The 6642-nt window shown below is 66.4% G+C and carries 8 protein-coding genes; 5 read left to right on the top strand and 3 right to left on the bottom strand.

Annotation, left to right across the window (positions count from 1 at the left end):
* Positions 1-10: 10 nt before the first annotated feature.
* A complete protein-coding gene (locus tag V0R59_RS22090) occupies positions 11-820 on the bottom strand; it encodes a shikimate dehydrogenase family protein (RefSeq protein ID WP_330076522.1) in 810 nt (269 codons plus the stop codon).
* A gap of 145 nt (positions 821-965) precedes the next feature.
* Here V0R59_RS22090 and V0R59_RS22095 point away from each other — a divergent pair, with 145 nt between their 5' ends.
* Positions 966-1739 carry an IclR family transcriptional regulator domain-containing protein gene (locus tag V0R59_RS22095; RefSeq protein ID WP_330076521.1) on the top strand — a complete coding sequence of 258 codons (774 nt, stop codon included), beginning with the start codon at positions 966-968 and terminating at the stop codon, positions 1737-1739.
* A 167-nt stretch (positions 1740-1906) separates the two neighbouring features.
* Here V0R59_RS22095 and V0R59_RS22100 read toward each other — a convergent pair whose 3' ends face one another.
* On the bottom strand, positions 1907-2824 hold the full coding sequence (locus V0R59_RS22100) for a LysR substrate-binding domain-containing protein (protein WP_330076520.1): 918 nt from the start codon (positions 2822-2824) through the stop codon (positions 1907-1909).
* Positions 2825-2942: 118 nt separating this feature from the next.
* Here V0R59_RS22100 and V0R59_RS22105 point away from each other — a divergent pair, with 118 nt between their 5' ends.
* The 4 genes from V0R59_RS22105 to V0R59_RS22120 all read left to right on the top strand — a co-directional run bounded on the left by V0R59_RS22105 (position 2943) and on the right by V0R59_RS22120 (position 6420).
* The gene (locus V0R59_RS22105) at positions 2943-3836 is read left to right on the top strand and encodes a sugar phosphate isomerase/epimerase family protein (protein ID WP_330076519.1); all 894 of its coding nucleotides are present in this window, start codon (positions 2943-2945) and stop codon (positions 3834-3836) included.
* Complete coding sequence (locus V0R59_RS22110; protein WP_330076518.1) at positions 3833-4609, top strand: SDR family NAD(P)-dependent oxidoreductase; 777 nt, start codon at positions 3833-3835, stop codon at positions 4607-4609. The genes V0R59_RS22105 and V0R59_RS22110 overlap by 4 nt, the downstream gene beginning before the upstream one ends.
* Before the next feature lie 46 nt (positions 4610-4655).
* Positions 4656-5951 (top strand): MFS transporter, encoded by a 1296-nt coding sequence (locus V0R59_RS22115; RefSeq protein ID WP_330076517.1) that lies wholly within the window; start codon positions 4656-4658, stop codon positions 5949-5951.
* 214 nt (positions 5952-6165) lie between these two features.
* The gene (locus V0R59_RS22120; RefSeq protein ID WP_330076516.1) at positions 6166-6420 is read left to right on the top strand and encodes a type B 50S ribosomal protein L31; all 255 of its coding nucleotides are present in this window, start codon (positions 6166-6168) and stop codon (positions 6418-6420) included.
* 57 nt (positions 6421-6477) lie between these two features.
* Here the strand turns inward: V0R59_RS22120 and V0R59_RS22125 are convergent.
* A partial coding sequence (locus V0R59_RS22125) for a hypothetical protein (protein WP_330076595.1) occupies positions 6478-6642 on the bottom strand: 165 nt, incomplete at its 5' end.

The following is a 6642-nucleotide window of genomic DNA, read 5'->3' on the forward strand; positions in this document are numbered from 1 at the left end:
CGCCCGCTCCTCACAACTGCAGGGGCGTGACGCCCATGAAGTGACCGAGGTTGCCGAGCTGGGCGAAGACCATCTGCGGCCCGGTCTGGATCGCGCAGCCGCGTTCACGGGCGGCGGCGAGCAAGGGGGTGATCTCCGGCGAGGTGACCACGTCCGCGACCAGGGTGGCGCTGTCCAGGCTGTCCAGTTGCGCGGCGTCGAGGGGCAATTCGCCGGTACCGCCCATGCCGGCCGGGGTGGCATTCACCACCAGGTCGAAGCCTTGCAGCGAGTCGTAGCCAATAGCGATGCGCACCCGGGCGAACGCCTTGCCCAGCAGTTCGGCCAGCGCCTGGCAGCGAGCCGCGCTGGCATCGCTGAGCACCAGCGAGGCGACCCCGGCCTGGCACAGCGACCAGGCGATGGCGCTGCCGACGCCGCCGGCACCGATCACCAGCGCACGCTTGCCCTCGGCGCGGAAGCCGTTGAGGCAGGCGGCATTGAGAAAGCCCTCGCCATCGACGTTGTCGCCCAGCAGGCGGCCATCGGCCTGGCGACGGATCACGTTCACCGAACCCAGGGCCGCGGCGCGCTCGCTGACCTCGTCGAGACGCCCGGCCAGGGCCTGCTTGTACGGCACGGTGACGACAACGCCGCGCAGGTTCTGCCAGCCCCGCAGGGTGGCGATGAAGGCGTCGAGGGCATCCTCGCGGATATCGATGGGCAGCATCGCCAGGTCATGGCGGTTGGCCTGGAACCAGCGATTGAAGTTTTCCGGGGATTTGACCTGGGTGATGGGCGACCCGACGATCGCCACCAGTTCGGTGGATCCGTGCAGCATGCTGACCTCCAAGGGGTCGTTGTTGTTGTGCGCCAAGGGTGCGGCCTGGCACCCTCGCGGCCAACGCTGGAGATCGCGGTTTTGTTTGTTATTCGCAGCATGACTGCGATAATCGCAGTCTTTCTCGAAATCAGCGGAGCGCCCCATGGCCCAGCCCGAGATTCACCCGCGGGACCTGATCGTCGGTCTGCAGAAGGGCCTGGCCCTGATGCAACTGTTCAGCGTCGACCAGCCCAGGCTCAGCGTGCCCGAGGCTGCGCGGCTGTCCGGGCTGACCCCGAGTGCGGCGCGACGCTTTCTCCTGACCCTGGTGCATGAAGCCTTCCTGGAAACCGATGGCCGCCAGTACTGGCTGACGCCCAAGGCGCTGCGCATCGGCCAGGCCTACGTGGATTCGGCGCAGTTGCCGCGGATGCTGCGGCCGGTGGTGGAACAGGTGGCGCGCACTACCCAGGAGCATGTGTCGGTGGGGACGCGGGATGGCGACGAGATCGTGCATATCGTGCGCAGCCGCTACAGCCATATCGCCTCGCTGTCGATCCGGCCGGGGTCAAGGTTGCCGCTGTATTGCACCGCCGGCGGGCGGATCTGGCTGGCGTCGTTGCCGGCGCCGGAGCTGGATGCCTATTTCGGCAGGGTCGAGCTGCGCGGGTTGACGCCGCATACCTGCATCGATGAGGGGTTGTTGCGCGAGGAACTGCAACGGATCGCGGCCAAGGGCTATGCCGAGGTGGACCAGGAATTCGAGGTCGGCATGCGCGTGCTCGGGGTGCCGCTGGTGGATCGGCATGGGGTGTTGAGGTCAACCTTGACCATCACCACCCATGCGGCGCGGATCAGCCTGGAGGAAATGCGCCGGCGTTATCTGATGCCGCTGTATGAGGCGCAGGCGCTGTTGAAGCCGGTGATGGAGGCCTGAAAGGACTAAAGAACGCCGCAGCCCCTGTGGGAGCGGGTTCACCGGGACGCCGGACCGCCGCGATTGCGTCAGTGATGCCACCATCGTAATCGCGGGTGAACCCGCTCCCACAAGTCCACGCTGAATCAATGAATCATGCGGTGTTCCATGCGATCAGGCCCGAACGATCAACCCCGGCCTTGAGGACTGCACCACTCCCGCAACAACCCCGCGAACTGCTGCGCCGCCTCCGACAATGGCCGGTCGGTCGGCGTGGTCAGGCCGATCGGTGCGCGCAGCAAGGTACTGCTGAACGGCAAGGCCTTGACGATCCCCAGGCGCAGGTCCAGGTCCACCACGCCGCGCTGGACGAACCACACCCCTTCGTAGTCCTGCACATACACCCGCGAGAAGGTCTCGCTCAGCGATTCCTGGATCGCGAAGCCCTCCCCCGCGCCACTGGACAGCAGGAAGTTGTCGACGCTGATGCGCACCAGCGTTCCCTGCGGCGAAACCAGCAGCACATAGGGTCGCAGGTCTTCCAGCACCAGCCGTTCGCGGGTCGCCAGCGGGTGGTCGCGGCGCACCACCAGCAACAGGTCTTCCTCGTACAGCGCCTCGAACACCACCCCGAGCATGTCGCGGCCGATCAGGCGCCCGACGATCAGGTCGAGCTCATGGGTACGCAGCTTGCCGACGAGAAAGTCGTACACCCCGGCCAGCACCTGAACCTGGACCTGCGGGTAGCGCTGGCGCATCTGCGCGATCACCGGCGCCAGCATGTAGCCCGCCGCCGTCGGCAAGGCACCGACCCGCAACACCTGGGGCGCCTGCGGCCGCACCTGGCCCTCGTCGAGGGCCATGCGGAAACTGGCCATGGCCTGCGCCGCATGCTTGTGGAAGGCCTCGCCGGCGCGGGTCAACTGCACGCCCTTGCGCCCGCGCACCAGCAGCTGCGAGCCCAGTTCCTGCTCCAGTTCCTTGATGCTCTTGGACACCGCCGACAGGGTGATATGCAGCAGGCGCGAAGCCGTGGCCAGGCTGCCGGAACTGACCACGGCGAGGAAAACGCGAAAGTGACGCAGGTTGATGGTGGAGAGGTTCACCGGCAGGCCCCTTGAGTTAGTCAACCTGCAAGTTAACCAAGGCGCGATTTTATATCAATTTAATCAACCACCAACTTCATCTAGCATCCTTTCCATCGCTTCCAGGGACACCACCGCCATGACTCAAGCCCGCCCCCGCCTGGGCGTTTCCAGTGCCTCGCTGCCCAGCCTCGCTCCCGAGGCCCTGGTGGACGAACTCGCCCGCCTGGGTTACCAGGGCGTCGAATGGCGCGTCGCCGACACCGACCGCCTGGACCCCGATCGCAGCTGGGACGCCCGCAGCAACAACCGCTGCACCCTGCCGCCCTGCCCGCAGGCCATCGCCCGGATCCAGCAACGCTGCCAGGCCAATGGCCTGCAGATCTTCGGCCTCAGCCCGTACCTTGCGGTGGGCGAACTGGACCCGGCCTTGCGCCTGATCGAGCTAGCCGCCCTGGCCGGCAATGCCCGCCTGCGCCTGTGGGCCCCGGGCTACGACAGTGAAGGCTACGCCGCCGCCAATGCACGCATGCGGCGCTTCCTCGACCAGTTGCTGCCCCGCGCCGAAGCCGCCGGCGTGCGCCTGGTCCTGGAGGTGCACCAGCGCACCATCTGCTCCAGCCCGTCCCTGGCCATGCGCATCGCCGAGCATTACCCGGCGCGGCATCTGGGGATCATCTACGACCTCGGCAACCTGGCCATCGAAGGCCGCGAGGACGTGGGCCTGTCCCTCGACCTGATGGGCGAGCACCTGGCCCATGTGCAAGTGAAGAACGTGGCCTGGGTGGCCCAGGCCGACCACCAGGGCTGGCGCTGGGAATGGTCCCCGCCGGACCAGGGCGTGCTGCCCCTGCGCGACATGCTGCGCACCCTGGCCGGACGCGGTTTCGCCGACTGGCTGTCGGTCGAGGACTTCGACAGCACCTGGCCCGACGCCCACAAGCTGCTGCGCAACCGCGACCTGATGCGCCGCTATCTCGACCTGGACAGCCCGGTCGCCCCTGTTTCCACCCCCGAGGTACTCTGCCCATGAACCTGCCCCACACCCCGCGCCGCGTCGCCCTGGTCACCGGCGCCGCCGGCGAGCTGGGCCGCGCCATCTGCCAGCGCCTGTGCCAGGACGGCCTGCACATCATCGCCGCGGACATCGACCTGCCGGCCACCCAGGCGCTGGTCGAGGCCCTGCCGCTGCAGGACGACCAGCACGCCATCGCCCTGCGCGCCGACCTTGGCGATGCCGCGTCCATCGCCGCCCTGGTCGAACAGGGCGGGACGACCTTCGGTCGCATCGATGTGGTGGTGAACAACGCCGCGGTCAATCATCGCGGCTCGATCTACGACTTCGATGCGGCGCAATGGGACCACATGATGGCCGTCAACCTGCGCGGTCCCGCCCTGCTCTGCCAGCGGGTCGCGCCCTACTGGAAAGCCCAGGGCAGCGGCCGGGTGATCAACATGGTCTCGCGCTGCTGGGTCGCCGGCGGACCGCCCGCCTACGTCGCCTGCAAGGCCGGGCTGGTGGGACTGACCCGCTCCATGGCCCGGGAACTGGCGCCGCACAACGTCACCGTCAATGCCATCGCCCCGGGGCTGCTGCCTTCGGCCTTCACCCTCAACGGCCGGGATGCCGACAGTTTCGAGCGGATGGCGGCCGGCTCCATCGCCAATACGCCGCTGAAACGCCTGGCGACCCCGCAAGACATCGCCGGCACCACGGCCTTCCTGGCGTCGCAGGATGCCGCCTTCATCACTGCCGAAGTCATCCACGTCTGCGGCGGCAGCCAGCTGGCGCCCTTCGGCAACTGAACACGCCTTACCCGACCATCACAAACAACTACAAGAAAGGTTGCACATGAACACTCCCCATCCCGATAACCGGCGCATGGCGCGCCGGGCTGCGTTCGGCAGCTTCCTCGGCAGCGTCGTCGAGTACTACGACTTCTTCATCTACGGTTCGGCCGCGGCGCTGGTGTTCAGCACGCTGTTCTTCCCCTCTGGCGATCATATGGCGGGCACCCTGGCGGCACTGGCGACCTTCGGCGTCGGCTACATCGCCCGGCCCATCGGCGCGCTGGTCTGCGGCCACCTGGGCGACCGCATCGGACGCAAGCAGGTGCTGATGATGACCTTGCTGCTGATGGGCCTGGCCACCTTCGCCATCGGCCTGCTGCCCACCTACGCCAGCATCGGCGCCTGGGCCCCGGCACTGCTGGTGTTCTGCCGGCTGCTGCAGGGCTTCTCCGCCGGTGGCGAACAGGTCGGCGCCAGCCTGCTGACCATGGAACACGCCCCCGGCAAGAGCAAGACGTTCTACACCAGTTGGCTGATCAACGGCGCCTCCATGGGCTCGATCCTGGCCACCTCGGTGTTCATCCCGCTGTCCATGCTCAGCCAGGAGCAGTTGCTGGCCTGGGGCTGGCGGATTCCCTTCCTGCTCAGCGCGGTGATGGTGGTGATTACCTGGCTGATCCGGCGTGGCGTCGAGGAAAGCCCCGAGTTCAAGTCGAGCAAGCCGACGCCTCGACGCCTGCCGGTGGCCGAGCTGTTCAGCAAGGAGCGCCGGGCCTTTTTCACGGTGTTCAGCTGTGCGCTGATCTGCGCGGTGTCGTCGCTGGTGATGATCTTCGGTCTGTCCTGGGCCACCAACAACCAGAACATCGACCGCCCGTCGATGCTCAGCGCCATCGCCGCCAGCCAGGTCGTGGCCCTGATCTGCCAGCCGCTGTTCGGCCTGCTGGCCGACCGCATCGGCCGCAAGCGGATCTTCGCCATCGGCTCGCTGGCCTGCTGCGCCGGGGTGTTCCTGTTCCTCTGGTCGATCAGCACCGGCAACCTCGGCCTGATCCTGGTCAGCACGGTCCTGCTCAAGGGCATTCTGTACAGTGCGCCGAACGCGCTGTGGCCATCGTTCTATGCCGAGATGTTCAGCATTCGCGTGCGCTATACCGGGGTCGGCCTGGCCACCCAGTTGAGCTTCATCATCTCCGGCTTCTCGCCAAGCCTGTGCTACGCGCTGATGAGCGACGGCAACGACTGGGTACCGGTGGCCTGCTTCATTGGCGGCCTGTCGCTGCTCGCGGCGATCGCGGCCATGCTGTCGCGGCCGGCAGGTGTCGAGGAGCCGGTATTGCAGGCCCGGCACGCTTGAGATTCGGCAGGTGCGGATTTTCAGTCCGACTTGATGTCGCGATCCAGCCCCCCTGTGGGAGCGGGTTCACCCGCGATGACGTCGGTGAATTCGCTACCGCAATCGCGGGTGAACCCGCTCCCACAGGGGCCCAGCCATATCCAGGAAAAGCTTGAAATGAGATTCGATATCAATTAACTTTTGTTACTTTATATCATCTCACTTGGAGCATCCCATGAAACCCGGCATCCACCCCGCCTACCGCCCCGTCCTGTTCCACGACACCAGCGCCAACGCCTTCTGGCTGATCGGTTCCACCGTCGATACCGATAAAACCTACGTGCACAGCGACGGCAACACCTACCCCTACGTCACCCTCGACGTGTCCAGCGCCTCCCACCCGGTCTACACCGGCCAGGAGCGCAAGGCCAAGAGCGAAGGCCGGGTCGCCGGCTTCAACAAGCGCTTCGCCGGTTTCGCCAGCAAATGAAAAACGCCGCTTTCCGGTCTCCCGGAAAGCGGCGTTTCTCTTCAAGCTCGATGCAGCTTAAACGGCCAGGGCGCGCTCACGCAGTTCGATATTGAGGATGCGATCGTTCTCGCTGTAGTCCACCGGCACGTCGATCACGTGCACCCCCGGGGTCTTGATGCAGTGCTCCAGCAGCGGCAGCAGGCCTTCGGCGCTTTCCACCCGGTGACCGTTGGCACCGTA

The sequence above is a fragment of the Pseudomonas ulcerans genome, from assembly GCF_036324125.1.
Classification (GTDB): Bacteria; Pseudomonadota; Gammaproteobacteria; order Pseudomonadales; family Pseudomonadaceae; genus Aquipseudomonas; species Aquipseudomonas ulcerans.

Excerpts from the sequence above, each read along its gene's own strand:
- V0R59_RS22090 (WP_330076522.1), bottom strand. The coding sequence starts at position 820 with ATGCTGCACGGATCCACCGAACTGGTGGCGATCGTCGGGTCGCCCATC.
- V0R59_RS22095 (WP_330076521.1), top strand. The coding sequence starts at position 966 with ATGGCCCAGCCCGAGATTCACCCGCGGGACCTGATCGTCGGTCTGCAG.
- V0R59_RS22105 (WP_330076519.1), top strand. The coding sequence starts at position 2,943 with ATGACTCAAGCCCGCCCCCGCCTGGGCGTTTCCAGTGCCTCGCTGCCC.
- V0R59_RS22110 (WP_330076518.1), top strand. The coding sequence starts at position 3,833 with ATGAACCTGCCCCACACCCCGCGCCGCGTCGCCCTGGTCACCGGCGCC.
- V0R59_RS22115 (WP_330076517.1), top strand. The coding sequence starts at position 4,656 with ATGAACACTCCCCATCCCGATAACCGGCGCATGGCGCGCCGGGCTGCG.
- V0R59_RS22120 (WP_330076516.1), top strand. The coding sequence starts at position 6,166 with ATGAAACCCGGCATCCACCCCGCCTACCGCCCCGTCCTGTTCCACGAC.